Raw genomic sequence first — 24,016 nt, forward strand, 5'->3', positions numbered from 1 at the left:
CCGACGTGGTAGAGCCGAGTTTCTTCGCGTCGCTGATCCAGCGTCGAACCAGATTGGCATTGAGCCCGTTATCCAGAGCGATGGCAGAAACAGAGACCCCCGGCTGTTGGCAGGCAGCAATAATCTTAGCTTTAAATTCTGCGGAATATTGGCGACGTTTTCTGGAGGAGCGAGGTGCGCTTATGACAATCATAACAAGTGTCCACTAAAAAATAAGTGGACACTATCCAGTCAGTTGGTAGCGCGCTCAAGATGGGGTTACCGGACGCTTACGCATATAGGCCCGGGGGGCGAACCAGTGTTGATTGATCCTGCCTTGTATTATGGATGGCGTGAGGCAGAGCTGGGTATGACGGCACTGTTTGGTGGATTTCCTGAGAGATTCTATCAGGCCTATGAAGAAGCCTGGCCTCTGGAGTCGGGGTGGCAGGAGAGGCTACCGCTTTATAACCTGTATCATCTGTTAAACCACCTTAACCTCTTCGGTGGTGGCTATTTATCCCAAGTCCGCAATGTTTTGCGGCGATTCTCCGCTGAACCATCCTGAATGTGCTTCTTCGTATTACAATCTGGTGCTCTTGTCATCAGGTATTCTGGTGCATTCTAAAAAGAATCTCAGGGGGCCGCCTGAACAGGTTTTTCCGGTTGTTGATGATGCTGGCATTCACTTGATCGTTTGGATTCGCACTGATTGAAATCCATAACACAGTTTCTGCCGCTTTCCTTGGCGGTATACAAGGCAAAATCGGCGGCGACAAACAGGTCATTGGCACTATTGAAATTATCATTTTCCAGAGTTGCGTAACCCAGGCTGACTGTCAGATTCAGGCTGCCATGCGTGTTTCTTTCCACCCTGCGGCGAATCCTTTCAGCCAGGACTGATACTTCATGTTGGGAGGTTTGCGGGAGTATCAACACAAATTCTTCGCCACCATACCGACAGGGGATATTAGGCTTGCGAACCGTGGCGTTAAGTATTCCTGCCACTGTCTTCAGAGCACTGTCTCCCTGGGCATGACCGTAGGTATCATTAAAGCGTTTAAAGTGATCAATATCGATCACCACCATGGAGAGGGGTTGTTCGTGCTGTCGTGCGCGGTCGAACTCGATATTGATCTGATCGTCGAAGTAACGCCGGTTGTAGAGTTGGGTGAGCGCATCTTTGTAGGTTTTGCGCTTGAACTCATTCAGGCGGCTGGCGACGGCCAGGCTCAGCAACACCATTTCAATCAATGACCCAAGTTGGAAGGCATTCTGAGTAAAAGCGTTGTGGGGAAGTATGCCAAAGGTTTTCAGCATATATATCACCACACCAATCAGCAGAGATGAGAAGGCCACCATATAATAACGGGAGGCTCCTGATCCCTTCATTAACGCGATGACGGCCATGGCAAATATATGGATGGCGATGACTAGTGTCAGCACCGCCAAAGGAACGATCATGGTGTGATAGCTGACAATTGGGGAAGCCACCATGCAAACCAGACTGAGAATTTGTAAATAGTAGGCAATACGATCCAGCCTGGGGGAAGCGACCCTTGAAATCAGTATCGATCGGGTGAATTGGAGCCCGCCCATCAGGGAAAGGGAGAGGAGTATCAACAGGCTATGATTGGCCATCCAGGTATTATCAGGCCACAGATACTGGAAACTCAGACCATTGTGGACGGCCATATAGAGCCCGTAGCTCACCACATACAGCAGATAGTGGGCGAAAGTGCGTTCCCTCACCGTCAGGAACATGATGAGGTTGTAGATGGTCAGAACGATGAAGCCACCATAATAAATTCCCAAGGCCAGATATTCTCCGGCAATCAGGTTCATCAGATCCAGTGGTGAATGGGCAAATAACCCGATGTTCAAAGAGCCTTGAGTCTGGTATCTAAAATAGTAGGTTTGCTGGCTGTCTGGAGGGACTTCGACAGGAAACAGGAAAACCCGGTGATCAACCGGGCGCTGATCGAACTCAACACGGTCTCCGGTGGCTATCTGATTCCAGTTGCCCTCTTTGTCTTGAGACCAGAAATCCAGATAGTCGATAAGGGGGTAGTCCTGCCTCAGGATAATGTCGACGGTCTCTGGATAGGGATTAATGACCTTCAGCTTGATCCAGAATGCTGAGGTTGTGAAACCGAAGTTAGGTGACTCGTCGCCACTGGCAATGAAGCGCTGATCATTGGCTGGCTCGAGAACATCCTCTATCGTCAGCTCTCCCGTTGTGTCTTCCAATAGACTGAGATGGCTGGCCAGTGATATTTCTGTCAGTTCTGAGGTAAGTAAAACAGGGTGAGGTGCTGCCTGTTGATCCGGATTGGCGGCGACTGCCCCCTGAACGCCTAGGCAAAGGAACACCAGTACTTGAAACAGGGCTTTTAGTATTCCAGATCGGGAGAGACAGGGGGAAGTCTTGAATGTCACAACATCGATCATGTTAGGTGCCGGGCTAATTATTCGGATTCAGGCATGGATGTTCGCTGACAGTTATGGAAATCCTGCTCCACCGAGCTGACTCAGCTATTCAAGGCTTATCCTTCTAGACCTATTGGTCTAAGTTTAGACGGTCTCTTTTACGATGTCAGTCAATAAATCCTCTTTATGTTCTTCATTCTGGCCATATCCGGATAGATGTGAAAACAGTTCGGCAATTGAATGAGTGTCTGAAGGCGTCAAGGAGGTCAGTATGTCCAGTCCCAGTCTGCGATAACTGTCAAACTGCATTTCGTCAAAAAACTGATCAACGGTGGATTGATCCGGGAAGCTGGGATTGGCTCGCCAGTATGAATACACATTCGCGCTGGGGTAATCACTGATTACTGCCTTGATGTACAAAAGCTGCGCTTTGGTTTTGTCCTGATAAGTGACTTCCCCTAGCGCAAAAGGTTTTTTGTGCCGTCCTTTGTCGTCCACTTCGGTGATCGGACGTATGTCCAGTTTCACGTCGGCGCCGAAGTCTGCCTGGACACGCTGTATCGTGCGCCCCAAGTCGCTCAGGGTCGTGTCCGGATCGGCACTGGCATCTGAAATGATGATGTATTGGCAACGACGTCTGATCAGCTCATAAAGGCCCAAATTGTCAAAATGCCCGCCGTCGGAAAGATGAATATCAGCTTCGGTTTCTGAAAGTCCAATCCCAAGCATTTCACGAAACATGAACCGGTACCATTCCGGCAGCCAGCGACGTTGTTGGAGTGCTTTGGGATTACGAGTCCAGAATCCGAGACGGGCGTTGATCAGCACCATCAGTATGCTGATCGCTCGGGAGTTGGTGACATAAGTATTTGGATCAATTGCTGCACCGGAAATGGAAAATGCATTGGACAGCGTCATTCTACCCTCAAGGTAATCACTGGTATGCCTGTATCCGGTGGCCGTTGAGCCGCAGTAAAGTGGACTGAGAAACAGGGAGGCTCCGTTGCGGGTGCGTAATTTCTCATGTTTTGAACTGGTGGTATTTAACGTTGTGTTCACTATATGGAGAGGACCGCCATTCTCCGGCCTGATATCGGTCAATAGAAACTTTGCCGGAATTGGCGTGCTGGTTTCGGGGGAACTCATTTCAGGCACTGATATTTCCGGCATATAGGCGTCCGTCAGTCTGCCCCGATAGTAGCTATGCAGAGACAGGCCATTAATATTGCAGATTAGCGCCAGTATGATGGACAGGCTGAACCAGGTGAAAAAAGCTTTGCTCTCCATCCACTCGGTATTGGCGCAAATATGATAGAGCGCGGTCAGCATCCCATAGCACAGCAGTGATAATCCAAGAACCGCCAGAGTATTTCCGGTATTGGAACCGGCTCTTTTGCGTGCCAGTCTGATCGAAATAAGACCGCTGATAAGAGGGATCAGATAAGTGCTGTGCTTGGTAATCAGTGCCATTCCCTGATGGTCAAAATAGTGCAAGACCATCTCCTCGGCGCCGGTGAATACGGGTAGCAGTCCCAGAGCTGTGGCAATCACACCGCTTGCCAGCAGTCTCCCCATCCAGATTCGAACTGTGTTTTCCGGCACCATACTGCGTAGCTGAGAGGTGGTGGTGAGAGCAAACAGAAACAGACTGAGGACAAAGAGAATCAGTCCAATCTGTCCCGCAATCAGCAATAACATAAAGCCATCATGGCCCTCTATGGCGTGAGCGCCAGGCAGGTGAAGCCAGAGAGGCCAGTTCATGGTAATCCAGTCTTCGCTGGCGACGGCCAACACACCGAGTATGATCGGCAGTAGCACAAACAGATTCAATAGTGTCCCGGCCAGTATGGCGGCTCCCAGCGTCCAGCCGGAGTAGCCAGTACCGTTGATCAGATAGCTGCCGTGAGCACGCAGCCAGTCCAGAACATTACCATGGCCATTTTTAAGGGGGGTTGATCCCAGGTCCTTATGTCGACTGACTGGAATCTGGGATCGTAGCCAGGTGTAGCAAGATGAGATATATCCGCCTCCGGAGACAGAAGACAGGTAATCCACCTGAGTCAGCAGTTCCCGGCGCGAAAGTGCCTGCAAAATTCCCAGGTTAAAGGTGGCGGAACGAATACCGCCGCCTGAAAAGCCCAGGCCAACCAGGGGGGCATCAGGTTGATCAACCCCGGCAGCAGCCCGTCTTTTGGATATCCACTTCAGTTCCTGTTTCTGGACATCTTCAAAATTGGTGGTGTACAGCGGTTCATCATGATCTGTTGCCTGGTCCCTGTTGGCATTGCTCATAGTGTTTTCCCCAGTAGTTGGCACTCCGGTGGCTGATAATCTGCGGGTGTCGCGGGTGTGTCCTGGTGAACTTTCAGATATTCCAGGATCGCCATTCTTTCATCGTGGGTCAGAACCGGTCCGATAACGCCTTGGGGCAAAGGGTGTTCCTTCGGAGATTGCTTGTGCTGAGCCCAGATATCTGGATCTGCCGCAAAGGCATGCCCGGTATTGAGGTTCCCTTCGATACTGGTATCCATCCAGAAGCCTTCCTTACTGACTCCCTCGGTCTCCCGGGTAATTAACGTATAGCCCAGATTGACCGGATCATAGTCGCGTTGTCCCAGGAGAAACATCGAGCTTCGGGTTTCGGGCGGTGACAGTAATTGGTAAATAGAGGGGACGGATCCGTTATGCAGAAACGGTGGTGTGGACCACCCTCCTTCCAGAGGGCGTGGTTTATAGCCCAGAACCTGCTGTGGCAGATCCAGCGTTCCGAACCCCTCCAGGCACTGCTGTTCGTCAAAATCGACGTTGAAGTCTGCATAAAACCGGTTTTTGATCATAAGACCGACTATATTCAGCGCTTCCCCTTCAGTCAGTTGTTTCACGTTGAGAGCGTCCATCTGAATTTCTGCATACTCCTGCCCATGCTCGATGTTCCAAAGCAGTGCGATCGTCTGGCAGGTTAAATTGCAGCGATAGGAATCTGATGGAGCGGTTCGCGCATCTGGAATATTCGGTAAAGGAGAAACTAACTGCGATAGCTCGCTTTTGATTGAGGTAAAGAGTGCTGTTGGCAATTCCACGACTGGAGATTGTTCAGGATACTGATCCAGCAGGTTTGCCAGATCGCCGGTATTCAGCCCCTGGGCCTGCCGAATGTCGATCACTTCTGTCAGGCGATAACGCACCTCTCGGATTAACTGGCGATAAAGCAAGGGACGCAAAGTATTACCAATATCTTCATTGGTGACACCGGTACGTGAGAGGTCATAGCGACGTTCAAGGAATCCCTTGGCCGTAGATTCATCCGTACCAATATGTGAAACGGGGATCACTTCGATTTTCCACTCCACCTCTGGACCGGGCTTCAATGGTGCAAGTGATTTTTGTTGTGCAGCGTTGGCCGGGTGAGGGCCGTGACAGCCCCGGCAGTTCTTCATGAACAGTTGTTCGCCTTGTGTGGCCAGAGACTGGTCAACTTTTCCAAAAAGATCTTCAGGCCATTTGGGAGCCTGCAAGGTCTGCAGGGTATGTTCAATTTTCTGTAAATCCGCAATCCTGACAGAGCTGCGGAAGCGTTCCTCTGGAGGTAATGGACCTCCGGTGTCATTTAACAGTGGAATTCTGGCCCCTACTCCCAGTGCTTCACCGATGTTACGTGCCAAAGGCTGTGCCACTGAACCGTTGTACTGAACCCAGTCGAACTTCCAGATATTCCAGACATAGGGGTAGCTAACCGGTGCGGCTCCAACCTGATAGTTGGATGACACCAAGTGGTCGCCAAAGACAGTATTGCCGATACGTCCCAGAGCATCAGTCCGCCCGTAACCCTCTACCACCGGATACAGGTGTTTCAACGGGTTATTCTGGGGACTGGTGACAAACTGTTTGATGGAGGTCCATAACTGGCTGCGCAGATTGGATTTACCGTCCGGATAGCGGCCACCCAACACCCCTTTGGCAAATTCATCAAACTTGAACGGGTTGACCGCCGTGTAAACCAGCGAGGCAATCAGCATCGGGGCAAAAGCACCTCGGGTGGTATCGCTGATGGCATGCATGGCCTGGCCGCCGTCTATGCGTATTGCATAGGTCTTACCGTCTTTGGTGTAACTCAACTGACCGTTATGGCAGGCCGCACAGGTCACATCCAGGACGTTGTCCCCGGTATTGGGATCATAGTGTTTGGTAAAGCCGACAGGCAATTGGTCCGGATTGCTTTGGGTCGGAGCACTGTCAACCAGGAAACGGTATCGCCGCATATGGTCCGGGTCTGCAAAACGCAGATCGGAAAAGGGTAGTCTCAGATTGATGAATCAGGCGTAGCGAATTGCCCCTTCTGATGCACCTTGAGGCATTGATGTACCCTGTGGGGTGTAGTAATAGGTCTGGCGGGATTCGGATTCCCTGGTTTCGCCCCAGCCCTGGTCCAGATAAACCAGTTCGTCATAATTTTCTTGTGGGGGAATAGTGGAAATCGGCCATAACACATACCAGGCAAAAGTGATGCAGGCAGCCAGGAGCAGGACCAGTGTCAGAATGAGCAGCCACTTCAGTCCTTTTCCGATCCAGGACCAGAGTTGGCCTCCAATTCCTCGGGAGTTCATAGATAACCTCGGTTTGATATTGTTATTAAATACTCTTCAGATACTCGATCAGGGCATAGCGCTGGGGTTCGGTCAGATCGGTACCGTAAATGTGTCCATGGTTGTGATTACCTGCCAGCGTGGTGTCAAACAGGCTGCTGTTTTCGCTGGGTGAGGTTTTGAATCCAACCTTGTTGATGTCCAGCTCCCGGTTTCCGACGTGGAAGCTCGTCGGGCGTTGTGCCGGCGGTAGTAACAGATCGTACAAAGTGGGAACGGAGCCATTGTGAAGGTAAGGCGCAGTGGCCCAGATGCCACTGAGTGGCCGGGCTTTGTAGTAATCCGGCTTCGGATTGGCGTTGGCACTGAACACCTTGTGATAATCCTTGATGGAGTCAACGGCAGAATCAATCGGATGGCGAAGCGAGGCGCCTATCGCGGTGTTGATGACCAGATCGATCGTGCTGGCATTGGTACCAAAGGTAGGACCGACAAAGATAAGTTGCTTACGTCCTTCAAAGGCCCCCGTTTTGGCTGTCGCATTGATAAAGTTCTCTGCCATTCTAGGGTCCGTACCAATTTCAGTCAGCGGGACCAGAGTCACCTTGAGCTGTTGATCCTTCGCATCGCGCTGGCTGAGTCGATGGCAAGACTGGCAGTTTTCCTGGTATAACTTTTCCCCCTGGGAAACTTTACTGTCATCAAGCTTGCCTAATATCCCTGTTGGCCATTCAGGTGGTTTAAGTTCGTAGAACTTTTCCTGCAAAGTTCCTAATGCGTGGAAATCCACAGAGCTTGGGTAACCGGCGATGCCGGAGTGGTTTTTAACGTCGGCACTGCCAAATACGGCTAACGCCGTTGTCACGTTTTGTATGAGTGGCCCAGGAGCGGTGTTTGGAGCGGAACCGTTCCATTGCACCAGGTCCAGATGAGGCGCGTTCCATAAAAACGGGTAGCTTACCGGGGCGTCAGCGGGGCGTGCATTCTCAGGAATACCGAGTAATTGTACCGCCACGGTATTGAATATCTGGCCAAACGCGTCCAGTCTGCCATGTCCATAGGGGGTATCTGAGTGGTTCATTTTCTGGCGTTTTTTCAGAAAGCTGAGTCTCTCTTGAACACTTTTCAGCGTCTTCTCTTGCGCTTTGCCATCTGAAGGGCCGCCCATTACCTTAGCCGTAAAGCTCTTCAGCTTTTCAGGTTGTTTAACGACAGCTTCCAACGCATTAATAACATTGCTTTCAAAGGTGGGGAAGTCAATCATCGCGGCACCGCCGTCAATAATAACCTCTTGGTTTTGGTAAGAGAAACTGCTGGTGTGACATGCCGTGCAGGTTAACCCAACCCAGGCTGTCCCATGTTCATCAATTGCTTTACTGAAGCCTACAGGAAGGGCATCGGGATTCTGAGGTGTTGACTTCGACGGGATAAATCCAAGCCCGGTCATGAACGCATCATTTCTTATCAGGGCAGAGCTTTCGGCCTGCTCAAGGTGAAGAAACCAGTCATAGGGAATCATTTTCGAGCCGAATCCCAGATAATGCATAGTGTCGCGGGTTTGTTGGCTCCACCCCTGCTCCAGGGTGATCATGGACGTATCAGGTGGAGAAGGTATTGATCCTTGAGTATCCTCGCAACCAGTTGTCATTCCAAACAATAAGCCGCCAATAGCGACCGTTAAGCACCTTTTATACACTGCCAACATTCGTATGATCCATCGATACAGAAATAATTATTAAAATAAGGAAAGGTTTCCGATGGAGTAACTATAGTAGATATCTGATTTTTTTCAGTTTACAAGGTGATAAAAAGTATTATTGAGGAGAGGGCTGCGGCAGCCCGTGTATTGGGCTACCGACAGAAGTCAGGCGAGATGGTATTGGCAGAATGGGCCAGGATTAGACTGTCAGAATAATCTTGCCACGGGTGTGACCTTTTTCCAGTTGAGCATGAGCCTGTGCAGCATCAGCCAGAGGGTAGCGTTTCTGGATATTGATGATCAGTTGTTTGTCGGCCACGTAATCAAGAAGCGTTTGTAATTGCTTGGCGTCAGGGTGGACCGTGTAACCCCTCGCGTGTTTACCCTGCTCCTTGGCCGCCTGGACGATTTGTTCTGCGGTAATCGTCGGCAAAGTAACCAACGTGCCTCCAGTGGCGAGAAAATCCAGTGCCTGCAGGCCCGTCTCGCCACCCACAGCATCAAACACCAGATCCATATCTTTGAGCTGAGAAAGCGATTTCTCATTGTGATAATCCACGGGTTTGATTCCCAGCTCTTCAAGAAAATCATGGTGTGAAGTTGAAGCGGTACCCCAAACCTGGGCACCGTTATGGCGAGCCAGCTGTGCTGCAATATGTCCGACGCCTCCGGCCGCTGCGAGTACGGCGACTCTTTGCCCAGAACACAGGTTGCCGGTTTCATAAAGCCCTTGCCAGGCAGTTAAACCGGCCAGAGGCAGTGCCGCTGCCATTTCACTGTTAACTGAATCGGGTACGGAAGCCAGTATCTCGGGTATAGCCACAACGTATTCACTGTAGGCACCTGCGGGCAGTGGAAAATTCACCATGCCGCAAACACGCTGTCCGACTTCCCAGCCGGTGACGGCTGAACCTTTACTGTAGATTTCACCTGAAACATCGTAACCGGGTGTCCAGGGTAGTCTGGATTTGGCTTTCTCTGCGACAAATCCAAGGCCGCGGCGGGTTTTATAATCGATGGGATTAATGCCGATGGCGTCGACCTTGATAACCACCTGATGAGATTGCGGTTCGGGAATCTCGGCCTCGATACTCTGAAGTACGTCAGGGGCTCCGAATTCGGTTATCTGGATCTGTTTCATGGCGTACCTGTCTTAGTCTGTAATTTTTATTGATTGCCTGCCAGGCCCTTTCCGGTATTGCCGCCCGGTAAATAACCCGCAAGGTGAATTAAAATGGAAAGAGGCGAAGTATAACCTTTTCGGATTAAGCTCTCCATGGCGAGTCAATGTCGCGTATTACGTGGGGGACAGAAAGGATTGCACTATGCGGCGTCCTGCCTGAAAATGCAGAAAGATTATGAATTAGCCAACCGGAGCCCCATCCTGACAGGGAACCCGGTACCTAAGGTGAAAGAAAGCTCAGTAGAAAGTACATTCAATATGTTAAATGCGATGAAAAACATTGTTATCAGGAGATTGAGCCTCCTCCTGGCGGTGTCCATGTCCTTTGTGACTATTGCCGATGCAGCAGAGTATCCTTGGCAAAAAGGGCAGTCCATTATCGGTGAGGAAAAGGTCCTGATTGCCAAACGGGAATATACTTTTGTCGATCTTGGTGAGGAATATAACTTCGGATTCAATGAATTGATCCAGGCTAATCCAGAGGTTGATGCATGGTTGCCTGTCGCTGGAGACAAAATTGTCCTGCCAGGAAAGTTTTTGCTGCCGGATACTCCCCCAGAAGGTATTGTCATTAACCTTCCCGAATATCGCCTTTACTATTTTTCGCCAGAAAAGAAAAAGGTGATTTCCTATCCTATTGGAATCGGAACGGTCGATTTCCCGACACCCGAGATGGATACCACTGTGAAAATGGGGTTGGAGAAGCCCACCTGGTATCCGCCGGAGTCTGTGCGCAAACAACGGTTAAAGGAGTATGGAGAAGTGTTGCCGGCTTCTATCCCTGCCGGTCCCGATAATCCTCTGGGCCCTTTTGCTCTGTTGCTGGACTCTAACGGTTATCTGATTCACGGGACTAACAAAGGTGTTGGCATAGGAATGAGAGTCAGTCACGGATGTATTCGACTTTATAACTGGGACATCGAGGAACTGGTTTCCATCACGGCTAAGAATACCCCTGTCAGAATAATCAAGCAGCCGGTCAAGCTGGCGATCAATGGGGATCAGATGTGGGCAGAGATTCATGCAGAAGAAGGCGACAGCATTACGCAGCGAAAGCGGTATTTCATCAACGCACTGACACGGCTGAATATACCCGCATCACGTTATGATCTGGACGCTGAAGCTATTGAAAGAATGATCCGGCAGAACACCGGAATCCCTTCCGTTGTTGGCGTCATGATTCAGAAGTCACCATCCCTGGCGGCTGCGCAATAGTCGGCGCGGTAGGCGCGCCGGTTACACAATTATCCGAATCAGATTTGTCACAAAAATTATTTGCTGCTGGCTTTCTGCAGCATTCTGCGAGCACGTTCGTTTGCTTCCTCTGCTGCTTTTTGCGCCGCCAGTGCAGCGGCCAAAGCTTCTTCTGCTTTTGCGTATGCAGCATCTGCACGAGACTGTGCAGAGTTGGCTGTGCTCAGGGCTGTGTCGGCAGTGTTTTGTGCGTTGGAGACAGCTTGTTCTGCCTGGTTGGCAGTACGGGTGGCGTCATCCAGAGCCTGGCGATCTTGCTCAGACATGCTGGCACAACCGGAGGCCAGTGCAATGACAGATCCTAAAACTAAGATTTTCTTCATTTGTATCCCCTTAAGTGTGGATTAATTTGTTCAAGTCGTAGTATTGGAGCCTCTTGTTGATGACCACCGGTGAAACAGCTTAATTCAATCCGGTTTCAACAGCCGAGTGCCGTTCTTTTTATCATTGCCAGTTTAGATGGCTTACACGACGGCGTCACTGTGTTGTGCCAGTGTAATAGGGGTTGAAGCGCAAGAAAAGATAATTTACCGAACCTGTTGTCACGATCAATCTACGCGGTCTGCCGTGAGTTGACCGGAAAATATCAGAGTAAAATACTCCGGTATTTCGCTTCATCCGAGGATAAACAGGCAGCTTTTGAATATCGGTGGCATAATACACGGCAAGGCCGTAAGAGGTTTGCCAAGTAGTCCCCTACTGCCCGCCATAATAATAAACCGAGGTACCGCTGTTTTGTCAGTCACCCGATATCGACATAATATTATTTTGATGCTGATTGTCATGGGATTGGCGGTCGTTATCAGTATCCTGGCCAGGGACTGGGCGCACAGATCTGCCGTGGCGGACCTGGATCGGGATGCAGGCTATGAGTTGCGTCGAGCGGTTGCCGGTTTACAGGCGATACTGGCGGAATATGATTCGCTGCCACATATTCTGGCAATTGATCCTCGCCTGCAGCAGGCATTGCAGGATCCCACTAATCCGCAAATTATCGATGAAACCAATCGCTACCTGGAATCTATCAATCAGATCGGAAAATCTTCCGATGTTTACCTGATGAATTCCGAGGGCACCACTATTGCCGCCAATAACTGGCGCAGTGTGAAATCATTTGTCGGGAACAATTTCCGATATAGGCCCTACTTTCGTGATGCCATGGAAGGGCGTCCCGGTCGTTATTTCGCATTGGGTACCACCTCCGATATCCGGGGCTTTTATTTTTCTTTCCCTGTCTCGGACGATGACGTCATTGTAGGTGTTGTGGTTGTGAAAATCAGTCTGTCGGATGTCGAGCAGCAATGGGCAAGCCCTTGGGGACAGAATACCTTTGAAGTCATGGTGACCGACCAGTTTGGTGTGGTATTTATTTCAACACGAGCTGAATGGCGATTTCGCTACACCAGGCCAATTTCGCAGAATGAGCAGATAATATTGAACGTTGAGCGCCGCTATTCCGATACAGCGCTGCAGCCGATTCAGTATGAAGAAGCGGAAAATCCGACCAAACTGCTGGCAACTGGAGCCAAGTTTGTCACTGTGGGAACTGATCCAAATGCAACAAAGGTTTATCTTGAGCGTGAAGCCGATATGCCGGAGGCTGGGTGGCAGGTGAAATTGCTAATGCCACTGGACAGGGTAAAGCAGGAAGTCAGTAACGTGCTTCTGATGAGTTTGTCCATGTTCCTGGTCATTGTGTTGCTGGCAATGCTGCTTATGGAGCGCTATCGTCGGGAAAGAGCGATGCGACATGCTCAGGAGCAACTGGAAGCCAGAGTTGAGCACCGTACCAAAGATCTTTCTGAAGCCAATATTCGCCTTCAGAATGAAGTGGCCGAACGCAAAAGAACCGAGTCAGCCCTCAAGCAGACCCAGGAAGAGTTAGTGCAAGCGGCTAAACTGGCATTGTTGGGGCAGTTGTCGGCGAGTATCAATCACGAGCTGAACCAGCCACTAACGGCACTGCGCAGCTACGCACAGAACGCCCAAGCGTTTATTGATCGGCAATTGCACGATAAAGCCCAGATGAATTTGCAGGAAATTGTGCAACTGATTGACCATATGGCCAGCATCATCGGGCAGTTGAAAGTATTTTCCCGTAAGGAAGCGGAGTCCGTGGGAGCTATTCATGTTGGCGCCTGCATATCTGCCGCCCTGAAAATTACAGAGTCAGAAATTCGGCGTCATCAAATAGATCTAGTGATGAATACGGAAGACCAGGATGTGTTTGTCTTGGCAGATATGGTAAGACTGGAGCAAGTACTTATTAATCTGATCACTAACGGTGTCCAGGCTATTGCAGAAGCGTCAGCGGATAATTCTGAGCGACGTCTGAATGTCGACGTGACGGAGCACCGGGACCATGTTCGTATACAGGTTCAGGACAGTGGCCCGGGGATATCGGAAGAAGCGCTGTCACATTTGTTTGAACCCTTTTTTACCACCAAGACCCAGTCTCAGGGGCTGGGTCTTGGCCTGTCAATATCACACAGGATTGCTGAGTCGATGGGAGGAAGCCTGACAGCCCGCAACGCCGTTGGGGGGGGCGCGGTGTTTATCATTTCCCTGCGCAAGGCGGAGGTCCAGAATGAACCTGAAATGCCGGCAGAGTCAGCGTCTGGTCTATCGATAGACAAGTAGATTATATGTTGCGTGAACAGCATAGAAACACGTTTTTAATCAAGAATGAGAAAGTGGTGAACTCCATTGCCAGAAACTGAAAGCCAGAATGATTATTCAGACCTGCTGAGCAATATGCAGGTGTTGGTGATTGACGACGACCGTCATGTTGCCAATTCACTGTGTCAGACCCTGGAGCTGGAATCGATCCAGGCCAGAGGATTCTATAATGCCAGGAGCGCTCTGGAGCAAATGACCAATGACTGGAATGGCATCATTGTGTCCGATATCAATATGCCGGGGATCAACGGTCTGGAATTGATGGAGCGGGTGCATCAGGTGGACCGGGATATACCGGTCATTCTGATAACCGGGCATGGTGATATTTCCATGGCAGTTTCCGCTATGCGGACCGGTGCATATGACTTTATCGAGAAGCCCTTCAGTAACGAACGATTACTGGATACGGTCAAGCGGGGTCTTGAGAAAAGGGCACTGACCATGGAGAACCGGGACCTGAAGCGGGAATTACAGGAACAGAACCTCCCCGGACCCAGAATTCTCGGTCGCACCCAGTCTGTCCAAAGACTCAGACGTGTGCTTACTCAGATCATGAATACTCCTGCTGATATTCTGTTGATTGGAGAAACCGGAGTCGGTAAGGAACTGGTCGCCCGATACCTCCACGAACACAGTAATCGTCGAAACGGTAACTTTGTGGCCATCAACTGCGGTGCGGTGCCGGAGAATCTGATTGAAAGTGAGTTATTCGGTCATGAAGCCGGCGCTTTTACGGGTGCCGACAAAAAACGTATTGGCAAGTTTGAACATGCTAACGGCGGTACATTGTTTCTGGATGAAATAGAAAGTATGCCGCTGACCCTACAGGTCAAGATTCTTCGGGTGTTGGAAGAGCGTAAGGTCGAACGCCTGGGATCAAATCAACTGATTCCTTTGGATATCCGCGTCATTGCAGCTACCAAGGTCAGTCTGAAGGATATGTCTGATCATAGTGAATTTCGCTCAGATCTCTATTACCGGTTGAATACAGTTGCAGTGGAAATTCCGCCGTTGAGAGAACGTCTGGACGATGTCCCCTTATTATTTGAACACTTTGCCCTGATTGCGGCTGCCCGTTACCAGCGTGAGACGGTGCCCATCAGTGTCGAGCACCGCCATAAGTTGTTGACCCATGACTGGCCGGGTAATGTACGGGAGTTGAGAAACCTGGCGGAGCGTTATGTCATCATGGGGGAGGAATGCTCTTTTGAAATGGAGCAGATGTTGACCGATCAGGAAATCCAGAGTCGGCAGACTTTGTCGGAAAAAGTGGAATTTTACGAGGAAACCCTGATCAGGGAATCTCTGGCGACAAATCACGGAAGTATTAAAAATACCATGCTGTCTCTGGGGCTGCCTCGTAAAACGCTTTACGACAAGCTGAAAAAGTATGGTATCAATCGTCAGGAATACCGTGAGGACTGACAGAGGCCGGTTGTAATGATTTTTATACCGGACTCTTGATCCAGAAAATCATTGGTTTGGAGGTTTCCTCTGGCTCACCGATATCCTGCCAGCTGTAACAGGTGTTGAGTTCAGGACGTTGTTGATATCCTCGAGCTTCCCAGAATTGATTCAGAGGTCTGTAATTTGGCGGACGTTGCGGGTGGTTTTCCGGACGTTCGACGGCGCAGAATGTTGTCCATCTGAAGCAATTGTGCCAGGCGAAAGCTTCTCTGGCGTCGAAAAACATGTGGCCGATGCCTCTACCCCGAAAGTTTTTATCCAAGACAGACTCCCCGAAATAGAAGTACTGGCTGATATTCAGACCATGTTCTTTAAAGGGGGCTTGAAATTCTTCATCTGCATCGATCAATGGCAGGCCAGTGGCGGCACCAACGACTTTTCTGTTGACCTTTGCCAGGATAAACACGCTTTTATCGGAGCTTGCATATTTCTTCAGATAGTCTGATTCATAGTCGAGGCTTCCTTCATATAAGTAGGGAAACTCACGAAAAACCTGAAGACGCAGTTTGGCAATATCCTCAAGCCAGGGGGTAATGTCGCGTCCACTGACCGTGTCTATTTCTATTTGTTCCACTGTGATTCCCTGATACCCCCTATTTGGTTTAGCTACAGTATATCAACCCTGCTCCAGCATGCTTACCTTTGAACGGCAAAATGTGGCTATCGCGACCAGAACTTTTTGTTTGGTGCCTCTGCCTTTTGGGTCTAATTGAGACCTGAAGGCGAGGGTTCCGCTACCCAATGGCCTGCGCAAACCGGATTGCTGTGCAATACTTAAACAAGCATTGGATATTATCGGTTGTCTGATGTGCAGTCTATTACCGGAAAGTTTCTAACTCAGGATAAGGAGATTGCTTCATGATTGAACTGCTTCAGGGAGATATTACCCTTCTGGAGGTTGATGCCATTGTTTGTCCGGCTCATAAATATCTCAGTAAAGGTCGTGGCTTATCTGCTGTCATCCATGAAAAAGCTGGGCCGGAACTGGATCGGGTGTGCGAAACACTCGGAAGTGATTGCACTGCCGGCAATGCGGTCATCACACCGGGATTTAATCTCCCCTGCAAATTTATTATCCACTCAGTAACGCCGCTTTGGACTGGCGGAGATCAATGGGGCGGTTCCACGTTATCTGTACTGGGTGATTGTTTTAGAAACGCCGTCAGGCTTGCTGAAGAGAATAACGTCAACACCATCGCTTTTCCTGCACTGGGTGCTGGCACAAATCGTACTCCACATTCTATAGTTGCCCATGAAGCGCTCGAGATTCTGATACCTGCAACGGAGAGGTTTCAGAGATTGATTGTGTGTCTGCACAATCCAGTTGAGTTAGAAGAATGGAACAAGGTATATCAGAAGTTTTATGGTGATTAGGGAAAGTATATCGTTCCGACATCTGGTGGGTGTTACACAACGATATCCAATCTCACTAAAATCATGAGAAAGACCGGTATAGATTGGCGTAAGATTATAACTTGGTGAATCAATTAAGCTGTGCGGAAGCCGAAAAGTGCCGGGAAGTCTTCGAACCCTCTTCAAAATATTAATTCTATGCTCATTACCTTTATCTGCCTCAGCGGAAATTTATCGTTGGGTGGATGAAAGTGGCAGAGTCCACTTCAGTGACACCAGCCAGAACAAACCCGGGCAAATCGAAGTTAAGCTGAAGACAGAAAAACTGTATTGGAAGAAGCTTGAAATTGATGTCGACGGCAAAGGTGGAAAGTTAACTGAGAGCGATACTTCCAGAATTCAACAGGATGTGAACAATGTTTATCGGTTTTACGATCAAAAGCTCTATTTTGATATATATAAAACTGTGCCGGTGAAAGTAGTCGTTTATTCGGATTTCAATAGCTACAACACTTTTGTTCGTTCCAAATCAAATATGGAGCACGGTCGTACTTCAGGGATGTTCTTCAGAAGGGACAACCTGATCGCCATCTATTTACGCGAGAACATGGAGCAATTCTACCGAACCCTCAAGCATGAGACGAGTCACGCGGTTGTACACATCCTGACGGATTATTTGCCAAGTTGGTTGAATGAAGGGCTGGCAGAAAATATGGAAACCTTGATCAGCCGGGATGGTGAACTCATTATTCAGCACCATAGTCATAACTACAAGCGTGTAAGAATGCAGTTTGAGAAAGGCTCATTGATGGGGATACGAGAGTTTTTATCTCTTACCAGTGGTGACTGGCAGGCTGAAGATAGAAATTCAGATTACATACTTCACTCCCAGGCCGGCGAGCTTACCCGCATGCTCCTGTCCTCCCCCAGTCAGAGAAGTTTTATCACGCAATTGATACATGGCTTCAAACGCGGAAGCAGAGTCCTGACCTTTGCACTGGTTGAAAAGGAATACATCGGCGGGCTTAGTGTGATGCAGACAAACTGGGATAATTGGGTGCGCAGAGAAGAGCAATTACCTATTAGGCTTTAATTTAAGTTGAAGAATGTCAACCGTGACACAGTTGAGAGTGCCACGGTTGAATTAATTTCGGTCATCGAAATATTACCCTGTTTTTTTCGGGATTGTGATCAAGATGTCTTTGCCTTGGTGGCTGATTTCCATCCTGGATTCATCAATAGGATCAGTCAGCTTGATTGATTGCGAGAATCGACTGGTAGAGATCGATTTTTTTCGCAGACTGTCGCTGGAATCCTCTTCGCTCGATTTGATTTTACCCGATACGGTCAGAACCTTGTCTGCAAGCTCTGTATTGAGCTCCATATCCTGGCTATCAGGTACCGTCACAGTGACAACATACTTATCTGACAGGTTCTCCATGTCGATTTTGGGTGAGGAAGGAGATAGACCGAAACCTTGCTGACTAAATATCGAATTACCGGGCATCATATTATTCATAAGGTTGTCCATGTAATTCTGCAGTTCAGAGAATTTACCTGTCGGGTCCCAGTTATCAGACCATGGGTCCCAGTCTCCGGGCCAAGTATGCGGATTGTTAAACGAAGGATACGGCAGGCCTGAATAGGGCCTGTTTTGCAGGTCTTCAATTTTCTGATGCAGGCTCCAGGTGTAGTAACCGAGGACTGCTATCACTCCTATGCATATCGCAAGTGCAAGACTGAGCCAAGTTTGCTTTTGATTGGTTTGCATGATTCACCTCCAAGCTAAATGTCACGAGGAGATTGAAATCCGTTTAATGTCATCGTTGTCAGATGGCTTTCTGGGAATTTCCAGTTTAAGGAGACCATCTTTTAACGTCGCTTTGATATTGTCTGCATTGGCGTCGAGTGGAAGAGACAACGTTCTCTGAAAGCTGCCGTAATGGCGCTCCATACGATAGTAGTGCTTGTCTTTGTGCTCGTGGTTTTCTTCCTTTTGACCCTTGATCGTCAGTATTTCCCCCTTCACTTCTATAGTGAGGTCATTCGCGGTCATGCCTGGGACATCCAGAGTAATGTCATATTGGTCATTATCACCTGCAACATCAATTCGTGGGCGATAGTCCTTCATTGCAGGAGATCTGCCTGCAAAGCGTTGATCAGAGATCCTCGGCTGTAATGTAGGAACACAAAAAGCACTGAAGACATCATCAAAAAGCTGGTCCATTTCCCGGTGAAGACGGAGCAGGGAGCTCGCGCCCGGGCTATATGCAGGAATTGAATCAGCGTCCTCGCGGGATACTGGTACTTGATCGGTGGTTTCTTGGGAGTCTTCGTGTTTGAACCAGTTCCAGGGATTGAGTTTCTGTAGATTCATCTTCAATACCTCCATTATGGTGCTTGTCCGGCTAGTGTACAGATGGAAACGTTGAAAATTGATTAGCAGATATTGATATCTCACTGAGGGAAGTATGGGCGGTGTCGGAAATTTCAAGTCCAGACGTAAAGGGAGAATGCAGACAGCCTTGTTTGGAAGACTTTCACCCAAGGGTTTGATGATTATTCAAGATGTGTCGACAGAAAATCTCCTACCTTTTGTCGGTAATGTGTTGGTGCATAGCGATAAAAGTCAGTGTGTACGGCGCCTTCCACTGCCCAAAATTGTTTAGGGGCTGCGACCGCTTCATAAAGGCGTCTTGATTCGGCAAGCGGTGTATGTTGATCTTTCATCCCCGCAATAATCAGTACAGGTGCTTTGATCTGTTGAACGGCATGGATCGGTTGCAGCGATGCCAGGGGAATATCCAGTCGTAGAGGGATCTGAAGATAAAGCAATGGGGCTAACAAGTTAGCCACGGGTCCCATCCGCATTTCCAGTCGATGGTAAACCGCGCTCTGAATTGACGGATAAACGGCTTCCAGAATAAACGCATCGACTTCCAGAGGCTTTCTACCGAGTAAGCTTGCTGCGCCTCCCAAGGAGTATCCTAAGGACACTACTTTCTCACAACCTTGTATGATTCTCAGAAATTTGAGTGCATCAGAGGCACTTTGGGCTTCTCTGAAGCCGAAAGTGATTTCGCTTCCCGGGCTTTCACCATGAGCCTGCAAATCGATAAGAAAGACAGAGTAACCTTGATTACGAAGAAAGCGGGCTCGGTCTATCATCGCAGACCTGTTTGATCTGATGCCATGCATAAGCAAAGCGCAAGAGCTGGCGCCTGTCACAGGAGAAAACCAGCCATGCACTTGCCCGTACACGATAGACTCTACTGCAAAATCATCTGGCGGGTTAGCGATAGTTGTCCGGGCGGGAGCTGTTAAAACGGTCCCGGCTATCCATGAGGAGACGACACCGCCCGAAGCCGCCAGTAATAACAGTACCAGGGCAGTCCTTTTCAAGCGGGAGGGTCGTCGCATGATGCTATTCTGAATCGTTTTTTAGGAACGGAAAGTGATCGTGCCAGCTTAGCCCGCCTTCTGAACAAAGTCAGGTTTTATTTCCCGCAGCAGACGTTCAACCAGTTGGTCAATTTGTTTTTCGGCTTTTGCCAGTGAATTAATCAGGGCATCACCACCGACCTCCTGGTATTCAACGGCAATGCATTCCATATCTGTCAGACCAATGAATTCGAGGGCGGTTTTGACACTGGGTTCCAGGTGGTTCATATACGCGAACTCACCTCCCGGGTTCATTCCATAACCTCCCCGAGATGATAGCAGGACGACTTTTCGTGGTCTGTCTGACAGTAGTGGTGTGTACGGATGGTCTGTTTGATTTGGGTCGAAGTCGAAAGTTCTTCCTATGCGCACGATGTTGTCGATCCAGGCCTTAAAGGCAGAAGGTACACTGAAGTTATACATGGGAATTTCAAGCACAATGATGTCTGATTGAGAGACTTCGTCGATTAGTTGGTCACTCTCTGACAGAGTCATTTCCATCCAGGGTTCAATGCTGTCAGCAGAAGAAAAGGCGGCTTGAATCCATTCGCCGTTTACTGGTTGTGGTGGATGGGCACCCACATCGCGATAGATTGTGCGGTGGTGTTCGGACAGATCGCGGCTGTTCTCGCATAACTCATTATTGTTTTCCGATAATTCATTCCAGCGGGATACGAAATGATGAGTCAGACGCCGGGTCAATGATCCGTGGGCATGGGTTCCAGAGCGACCGGGACGGCCGCTCGCATCCAGGTGGAGTAGACAGGTCATAAAGCCTCCATAAAAGATGAATAAAATTCATCTATTGATTGACAGAAACTTAAATAAAGCCAGATACTCATTCACTTCACAAATGATAAAAATTTGAGTTATGGTTGAGAATAATTCATCTATAGCAACGACCCGAATACCTTCACTTTCTGCTTTGCGGGCGTTTGAAGTGGCGGCACGCCACCAGAGTGCCAAACGGGCGGCGGAAGAGCTGTCAGTGACGCCGACAGCCATTAGCCACCAGATTCGCCAGTTGGAAGAGAGCCTCGGCCTAGCGCTGTTTGTTCGAAAACCAAGGCAGCTCGTTTTGACAAGCCAGGGCAAAGAGCTGCAGGCTGTGCTGACGGAGTCATTTGATAATATACGCATGGTTCTTCAGCGTCTTAAATCAACGCCTGCGCGCCAGGGGGTGACTCTGTCGACTACTCCAGCCATTGCGGTGAAATGGCTACTGCCCGGGATTTCTCGTTTAAGAAAAACTCATCCCAATCTGGATTTAAGAATTCATGCAACACACGAAGTTGTTGCGCTGGATGGAATCACCGCCGATCTGGCGATACGTTATGGGAAAGGGCACTGGCCCGGACTGGTCGCTGAAAAACTGTTTGATAACAGGTTTGTGCCTGTATGCAGTCCGAAGCTTGCTATTCGAAAGCCGGCAGACCTATGTCATTTTCCCTTGATTCACTTTGCGCCGGAACATGCCAAAAGCCTTCCCATGGACTGGCCTGCCTGGCAGCAATGCGCTCAAGTTGCTGGTTTGGATACATTGGCCGGTCCGGTGTTCTCTGATGAGACCCATGCGATATCGGCGGTGATGAATGGTGAGGGAGTGGCTTTAATGAGCAAGGCTTTGATCATGGAGGATCTGATTCATGGTCGTTTGGTGCAGCCTTTCGGTCCGGAACTGAAAGCTGATCCATTTCATCTGATCTATCCGGATAAAAGGAAAAATGATCCAGTAATCAAAGCCGTTAGGGATTGGGTGCTTGGACTGTCCTAGGCATGTGAGCGATGTGCGGAATCACAAGCCTGCCAGGGAAGCCAGGTGAGGCCTGCCTGTAGCGCCTGAATCATCGATTCTCTTGGACGATCCAGGTATCCATATACCCGAATGCCATAGACATGAATCATCAGACTGGCAGCATAGGTTTCTGCCTGTTCCCGGGGATACTCCTGGCTTAAACATTCGGCGTAGAGGTCTTCCATTGCACCCAGGTAGGTGCTTACTTTAGTCAATAGGCTGCAGCCTGATGCGGCAAGCTCCAGTTGGCTTTTAATCAGGAAACAACTGCAATATTCCGCGTCTTCTGATTCATCCACCATTTGGATCAGGAGCTGGCAAATACCTTCGGATACCGTGGGAGCACTTTCCAGCGTTTGACGCACCATATCCCGGGATTGACGGGAATAATGCTCCAATGCTGCCTCATACAAACCTTCCTTGCTTCCAAACGCCAGATAAAGGCTGCCTGGTTTTAGGCCTGTGGCCTTGAAGACTTGCTGCATAGAGGCACCGTTAAACCCCTGTTGCCAAAACAACCGGGTGGAATCCTGTATTACCTGTTCTCGGTCAAACTGGGCTCTGGCCATACAACTTTACGTCTCATACCTTCAGGGGCGCTCTTATCAAGAGAGATAGCGCATATCGACGGTGAAAGTATAACGCCATTTTGAATAAATGTTCAAAATGAACTTGAATAATCGTTCAAGCAGTGTTTGAATGATCGTTCAAAATGAGTTGACGGCCCGCTATTACCGACAGGAAATGAATATGATCAAGCTCTATTATCATCCCAGCCCCAACCCCATGAAGATTGCATTGTTTCTGGAAGAAACAGGATTACCTTATGAGGTTATTCCTGTAGATACCTTGAAAGGGGAGCAACACACGGCAGAGTTTCGGGCGATCAACCCCAATGGAAAGACGCCGGCGATCGAGGACGAAGGTGTGCGGGTATTTGATTCAACTGCTATTTTACTTTATCTGTCTGAGAAGACAGGAAAACTGGCTGGAGATCTAGAACATCGGGCTGAGTTACTATCGTGGCTCATGTTTATTGGTACCGGTGTTGGTCCATATTCTGGCCAGGCAGTCCATTTCAAACATATGGCCCCGGAAAATCTGCCCTATGCCATTAACCGATATCAGCGTGAAACTCAGCGTCATTATCAGGTTTTGGATCAGCATCTTGTAGAACGCGACTATATCGTCGGTGATCAATACTCCATTGCCGACATTTCAGCCTGGGGTTGGATTGATCGGGCTTCCATCGTTTTGGGTGAGGAGGTTCTGGCTTCTTTCCCAAATCTAAAGCGTTGGTTTGAGAGGATCAATAGCCGCCCGGCGGTGGCCAGAGTGAAAGAAACAGGCAAGAACATTGACTTCAAAAAAGAACGGGATGAGGCAGCTATGAGAGCTTTGTTCCCGCAGAACTATCCCGAGGAAATAAATGGATAATAGTATGATTGACTTATATTTTTGGCCCACGCCCAACGGGCACAAAATTACAATCTTTCTTGAAGAGGCTGGTCTTGATTACCAGATCACGCCTGTGGACATCAGTGCAGGGGACCAATTTAGGCCGGAGTTCCTGAGAATCTCTCCCAATAATAGAATGCCGGCTATTGTTGATCATGCTCCTTCTGATGGCGGTGACCCAATATCGGTGTTTGAATCGGGGGCTATTCTGATATATCTGGCAGAAAAAACCCGTCGCTTTTTACCAGAAGACATCCGAGGCCGGAAATCCGTGTTGGAATGGCTGACCTGGCAAATAGGTGGGCTTGGCCCCATGGCAGGGCAGAACCATCATTTTGTTCAGTATGCCCCTGAAAGAATTGCCTATGCCATGGAGCGCTATGTGAATGAGACCAATCGACTTTACGGTGTGCTCGATCAACGACTTTCACATCGGGAATGGGTCGCGGATGAATATTCAATCGCAGATATGGCGATTTATCCCTGGGTGGTCCCGCATAAAAACCAACAGCAGGATCTGGATGATTTTCCGCATTTAAAACGCTGGTTTTATGAGATGGCAGAACGACCTGCTGTAAAAGCCGCATATGAAAAAGCCAAGCCGTGGACTAACAGGCCGGCTGTGACAGAAGAAGGCAAAAAAATACTCTTTGGCCAGACAGCGACAGCTGAGGCTTAATCATCGCCAGGGAAAT

The 24,016-nt window shown here is 49.2% G+C and carries 23 protein-coding genes; 9 read left to right on the forward strand and 14 right to left on the reverse strand.

Annotation, left to right across the window (positions count from 1 at the left end; genetic code table 11):
* The coding region (locus tag F566_RS37325; protein WP_020407319.1) for a transposase at positions 1-193 on the reverse strand (193 nt) is incomplete at its 3' end.
* Positions 194-298: 105 nt separating this feature from the next.
* Here F566_RS37325 and F566_RS37330 point away from each other — a divergent pair.
* Positions 299-547, forward strand: a complete 249-nt coding sequence (locus tag F566_RS37330; RefSeq protein ID WP_020407320.1) for a fructosamine kinase family protein — start codon at positions 299-301, stop codon at positions 545-547.
* A 68-nt stretch (positions 548-615) separates the two neighbouring features.
* On the opposite strand, the gene F566_RS0112475 is transcribed toward F566_RS37330, so the two are convergent.
* The 6 genes from F566_RS0112475 to F566_RS0112495 all read right to left on the reverse strand — a co-directional run bounded on the left by F566_RS0112475 (position 616) and on the right by F566_RS0112495 (position 9,832).
* A complete protein-coding gene (locus tag F566_RS0112475; RefSeq protein WP_020407321.1) occupies positions 616-2,430 on the reverse strand; it encodes a sensor domain-containing diguanylate cyclase in 1,815 nt (604 codons plus the stop codon).
* A gap of 123 nt (positions 2,431-2,553) precedes the next feature.
* A complete protein-coding gene (locus F566_RS0112480) occupies positions 2,554-4,701 on the reverse strand; it encodes a hypothetical protein (protein WP_020407322.1) in 2,148 nt (715 codons plus the stop codon).
* Positions 4,698-6,719, reverse strand: coding sequence for a di-heme-cytochrome C peroxidase (locus F566_RS34850; RefSeq protein WP_342662545.1), 2,022 nt, complete (start codon positions 6,717-6,719; stop codon positions 4,698-4,700). Before F566_RS34850 ends, F566_RS0112480 begins: the two co-directional genes overlap by 4 nt.
* Positions 6,720-6,722: 3 nt before the next feature.
* Positions 6,723-7,013: a hypothetical protein gene (locus tag F566_RS37720; RefSeq protein ID WP_020407324.1), complete on the reverse strand. Its 291-nt coding sequence runs from the start codon at positions 7,011-7,013 to the stop codon at positions 6,723-6,725.
* Between the two features lie 25 nt (positions 7,014-7,038).
* Positions 7,039-8,640 (reverse strand): di-heme-cytochrome C peroxidase, encoded by a 1,602-nt coding sequence (locus F566_RS0112490; protein ID WP_157496760.1) that lies wholly within the window; start codon positions 8,638-8,640, stop codon positions 7,039-7,041.
* Between the two features lie 250 nt (positions 8,641-8,890).
* Positions 8,891-9,832, reverse strand: coding sequence for an NADP-dependent oxidoreductase (locus F566_RS0112495; RefSeq protein ID WP_020407326.1), 942 nt, complete (start codon positions 9,830-9,832; stop codon positions 8,891-8,893).
* A gap of 135 nt (positions 9,833-9,967) precedes the next feature.
* On the opposite strand from F566_RS0112495, the gene F566_RS0112500 reads away from it, so the two are divergent.
* Positions 9,968-11,089 (forward strand): L,D-transpeptidase family protein, encoded by a 1,122-nt coding sequence (locus F566_RS0112500; RefSeq protein WP_245555238.1) that lies wholly within the window; start codon positions 9,968-9,970, stop codon positions 11,087-11,089.
* A 56-nt stretch (positions 11,090-11,145) separates the two neighbouring features.
* Here the strand turns inward: F566_RS0112500 and F566_RS0112505 are convergent, their stop codons facing one another.
* Entirely contained in the window at positions 11,146-11,451 is a 306-nt protein-coding gene (locus F566_RS0112505; protein ID WP_020407328.1) for an Lpp/OprI family alanine-zipper lipoprotein, read from the reverse strand.
* Between the two features lie 412 nt (positions 11,452-11,863).
* Between F566_RS0112505 and F566_RS0112510 the strand changes: the two genes are divergently transcribed.
* Positions 11,864-13,768 carry a sensor histidine kinase gene (locus F566_RS0112510; protein ID WP_020407329.1) on the forward strand — a complete coding sequence of 635 codons (1,905 nt, stop codon included), beginning with the start codon at positions 11,864-11,866 and terminating at the stop codon, positions 13,766-13,768.
* A gap of 66 nt (positions 13,769-13,834) precedes the next feature.
* Positions 13,835-15,232, forward strand: coding sequence for a sigma-54-dependent transcriptional regulator (locus F566_RS0112515; protein WP_020407330.1), 1,398 nt, complete (start codon positions 13,835-13,837; stop codon positions 15,230-15,232).
* A gap of 22 nt (positions 15,233-15,254) precedes the next feature.
* Here F566_RS0112515 and F566_RS0112520 read toward each other — a convergent pair whose 3' ends face one another.
* The gene (locus F566_RS0112520; protein ID WP_020407331.1) at positions 15,255-15,848 is read right to left on the reverse strand and encodes a GNAT family N-acetyltransferase; all 594 of its coding nucleotides are present in this window, start codon (positions 15,846-15,848) and stop codon (positions 15,255-15,257) included.
* A 284-nt stretch (positions 15,849-16,132) separates the two neighbouring features.
* Here F566_RS0112520 and F566_RS0112525 point away from each other — a divergent pair, with 284 nt between their 5' ends.
* Positions 16,133-16,648 carry a macro domain-containing protein gene (locus tag F566_RS0112525; RefSeq protein WP_020407332.1) on the forward strand — a complete coding sequence of 172 codons (516 nt, stop codon included), beginning with the start codon at positions 16,133-16,135 and terminating at the stop codon, positions 16,646-16,648.
* 136 nt (positions 16,649-16,784) lie between these two features.
* The gene (locus tag F566_RS0112530) at positions 16,785-17,720 is read left to right on the forward strand and encodes a DUF4124 domain-containing protein (RefSeq protein WP_157496761.1); all 936 of its coding nucleotides are present in this window, start codon (positions 16,785-16,787) and stop codon (positions 17,718-17,720) included.
* A 72-nt stretch (positions 17,721-17,792) separates the two neighbouring features.
* On the opposite strand, the gene F566_RS0112535 is transcribed toward F566_RS0112530, so the two are convergent.
* From F566_RS0112535 to F566_RS0112550, 4 genes are all read right to left on the reverse strand, one after another.
* Positions 17,793-18,398: an Hsp20/alpha crystallin family protein gene (locus F566_RS0112535; RefSeq protein WP_020407334.1), complete on the reverse strand. Its 606-nt coding sequence runs from the start codon at positions 18,396-18,398 to the stop codon at positions 17,793-17,795.
* A gap of 21 nt (positions 18,399-18,419) precedes the next feature.
* The gene (locus F566_RS0112540) at positions 18,420-19,004 is read right to left on the reverse strand and encodes an Hsp20/alpha crystallin family protein (protein ID WP_020407335.1); all 585 of its coding nucleotides are present in this window, start codon (positions 19,002-19,004) and stop codon (positions 18,420-18,422) included.
* Between the two features lie 182 nt (positions 19,005-19,186).
* Positions 19,187-20,047 (reverse strand): alpha/beta hydrolase, encoded by an 861-nt coding sequence (locus F566_RS0112545; RefSeq protein ID WP_020407336.1) that lies wholly within the window; start codon positions 20,045-20,047, stop codon positions 19,187-19,189.
* Between the two features lie 48 nt (positions 20,048-20,095).
* Complete coding sequence (locus F566_RS0112550) at positions 20,096-20,839, reverse strand: FMN-dependent NADH-azoreductase (RefSeq protein WP_020407337.1); 744 nt, start codon at positions 20,837-20,839, stop codon at positions 20,096-20,098.
* A 121-nt stretch (positions 20,840-20,960) separates the two neighbouring features.
* Here F566_RS0112550 and F566_RS0112555 point away from each other — a divergent pair, with 121 nt between their 5' ends.
* Entirely contained in the window at positions 20,961-21,842 is an 882-nt protein-coding gene (locus tag F566_RS0112555) for a LysR substrate-binding domain-containing protein (protein ID WP_026179961.1), read from the forward strand.
* Here F566_RS0112555 and F566_RS0112560 read toward each other — a convergent pair.
* On the reverse strand, positions 21,839-22,432 hold the full coding sequence (locus F566_RS0112560; RefSeq protein ID WP_020407340.1) for a TetR/AcrR family transcriptional regulator: 594 nt from the start codon (positions 22,430-22,432) through the stop codon (positions 21,839-21,841). The two genes, F566_RS0112555 and F566_RS0112560, sit on opposite strands and share 4 nt — an antisense overlap.
* Positions 22,433-22,562: 130 nt before the next feature.
* Here F566_RS0112560 and F566_RS0112565 point away from each other — a divergent pair, with 130 nt between their 5' ends.
* Both F566_RS0112565 and F566_RS0112570 read left to right on the forward strand, forming a co-directional pair.
* Positions 22,563-23,300 (forward strand): glutathione S-transferase family protein, encoded by a 738-nt coding sequence (locus tag F566_RS0112565; RefSeq protein ID WP_020407341.1) that lies wholly within the window; start codon positions 22,563-22,565, stop codon positions 23,298-23,300.
* Between the two features lie 4 nt (positions 23,301-23,304).
* Positions 23,305-24,000 carry a glutathione binding-like protein gene (locus F566_RS0112570; protein ID WP_026179963.1) on the forward strand — a complete coding sequence of 232 codons (696 nt, stop codon included), beginning with the start codon at positions 23,305-23,307 and terminating at the stop codon, positions 23,998-24,000.
* Positions 24,001-24,016: the final 16 nt, after the last annotated feature.

Origin of the sequence: Hahella ganghwensis DSM 17046, from assembly GCF_000376785.1 — a bacterium.
Classification (GTDB): domain Bacteria; phylum Pseudomonadota; class Gammaproteobacteria; order Pseudomonadales; family Oleiphilaceae; genus Hahella; species Hahella ganghwensis.

Coding starts and splice junctions, on each gene's coding strand:
- F566_RS0112475 (WP_020407321.1), bottom strand. CDS start 2,430: ATGATCGATGTTGTGACATTCAAGACTTCCCCCTGTCTCTCCCGATCT.
- F566_RS0112480 (WP_020407322.1), bottom strand. CDS start 4,701: ATGAGCAATGCCAACAGGGACCAGGCAACAGATCATGATGAACCGCTG.
- F566_RS37720 (WP_020407324.1), bottom strand. CDS start 7,013: ATGAACTCCCGAGGAATTGGAGGCCAACTCTGGTCCTGGATCGGAAAA.
- F566_RS0112490 (WP_157496760.1), bottom strand. CDS start 8,640: ATGACAACTGGTTGCGAGGATACTCAAGGATCAATACCTTCTCCACCT.
- F566_RS0112495 (WP_020407326.1), bottom strand. CDS start 9,832: ATGAAACAGATCCAGATAACCGAATTCGGAGCCCCTGACGTACTTCAG.
- F566_RS0112500 (WP_245555238.1), top strand. CDS start 9,968: ATGGCGAGTCAATGTCGCGTATTACGTGGGGGACAGAAAGGATTGCAC.
- F566_RS0112505 (WP_020407328.1), bottom strand. CDS start 11,451: ATGAAGAAAATCTTAGTTTTAGGATCTGTCATTGCACTGGCCTCCGGT.
- F566_RS0112525 (WP_020407332.1), top strand. CDS start 16,133: ATGATTGAACTGCTTCAGGGAGATATTACCCTTCTGGAGGTTGATGCC.
- F566_RS0112535 (WP_020407334.1), bottom strand. CDS start 18,398: ATGCAAACCAATCAAAAGCAAACTTGGCTCAGTCTTGCACTTGCGATA.
- F566_RS0112540 (WP_020407335.1), bottom strand. CDS start 19,004: ATGAATCTACAGAAACTCAATCCCTGGAACTGGTTCAAACACGAAGAC.
- F566_RS0112545 (WP_020407336.1), bottom strand. CDS start 20,047: ATGCGACGACCCTCCCGCTTGAAAAGGACTGCCCTGGTACTGTTATTA.
- F566_RS0112550 (WP_020407337.1), bottom strand. CDS start 20,839: ATGACCTGTCTACTCCACCTGGATGCGAGCGGCCGTCCCGGTCGCTCT.
- F566_RS0112560 (WP_020407340.1), bottom strand. CDS start 22,432: ATGGCCAGAGCCCAGTTTGACCGAGAACAGGTAATACAGGATTCCACC.
- F566_RS0112565 (WP_020407341.1), top strand. CDS start 22,563: ATGATCGTTCAAAATGAGTTGACGGCCCGCTATTACCGACAGGAAATG.
- F566_RS0112570 (WP_026179963.1), top strand. CDS start 23,305: ATGATTGACTTATATTTTTGGCCCACGCCCAACGGGCACAAAATTACA.